Source organism: Bradyrhizobium canariense, assembly GCF_019402665.1.
GTDB lineage: Bacteria > Pseudomonadota > Alphaproteobacteria > Rhizobiales > Xanthobacteraceae > Bradyrhizobium > Bradyrhizobium canariense.
The window spans coordinates 1-1,211 of record NZ_VSST01000126.1 but is presented as its reverse complement, the minus strand read 5'-3'; the positions used below and the strand labels follow the sequence as shown (position 1 = coordinate 1,211).

Annotated in this window: 1 pseudogene; it reads right to left on the bottom strand. The window is 64.8% G+C overall.

Annotated features, from left to right (window positions below):
* A pseudogene (locus FXB41_RS40065) lies at positions 1-1,211 on the bottom strand (M16 family metallopeptidase); the annotation flags it as partial.

Sequence of the window (1,211 nt, the reverse complement as noted above, 5' to 3'; positions counted from 1 at the left end):
TCTCGATGTAGTCGATCGGCAGCTTGTCCTGCTGATATTGCAGCAGCGCCTGCGCGAGCTTCGAGGAGGTATCGAGCGCCAGCATCTGCGAGCCCTTGAGGTAGGACTTGGCCTCATCGAGCTCCTTCTGCGTCGGGCCTTCCTCGGCGATCCGACGCACTTCCTTGTCGATGGCGTCGATGGTGTCGCCTGCGCGGTCGGCGCGGGTGCCGGTATTGCCGATGAAGACCGCCGAATGCTCCATCCAGAGCAGCGATTCGAACACCGAATAGGCCAGCCCGCGCTTCTCGCGCACCTCGCGATAAAGCCGCGAGGACAACCCGCCGCCGCCGAGGATGTGGTTGACGACATAGGCCGCCATGAAGTTCGGATCGCTGCGCTTCACCCCGGGCCGCCGAAGGTGATCACGGTCTGGGGAACGTCGAGCGTCACGAAGGCGCGTTGCGGCGGCTTGGCGGCCTCGACGTCGGGGACCGGCACGAGATTGGCCTTGGCGGGCAGGCTGCCAAACGTGTGGTCGAGCAGCTTACCGAGCGTATCGGGATCAACGTCGCCAACCACCGCGATCTTCAGCGTGTCCTTGGCGAGCACGCGGCCGACATAGTCCTTCATGTCGGCGATCGTGATGGTCGGAACGCTGTCGAGGTTGCCGTTGGACTGCCGGCCGTAGGGATGTTCGCCGAAGGCGACTTCCAGGAATTTGCGGCTCGCCAGCGAGGTCGGGTTGGTGGTCTCGCGGCGCAGGCCCGAGATTACCTGCGAGCGAATGCGTTCGACATCGGCGGTTTCGAAATGCGGCGAGGTCAGCGCGCTCCGCAGCAGGTCGAAGGCCTCGTCCTTGTTGTCGCGCAGCATGCGCAGGCTGCCGCGGAACGTGTCGCGGGTGGCGGAGAAGGAGAGCTCGATGGCGCGGCGATCGAGCCGCTCATGGAAGGTCTTGGAATCGAGATCGCCGGAGCCTTCGTCGAGGAGATCGCCGACCAGATTGGCGACGCCCGATTTGTCCTTGGGATCCTGGGCCGAGCCGCCGGCAAAGGAATATTCCATGGCGATCAGCGGTACGGTCGCATCCTGCACGAACCAGGCCTCGATGCCGCCCGGCGACGTCAAGTGCTGGATCTTTGCAGCCGCCTGCGACGGCGAGACGGTAGCGAGCGCGAGTGCCGCGCCGGTGGCAAAGGAGAACGCAACGCGTCGAAGGAAGGGATAGG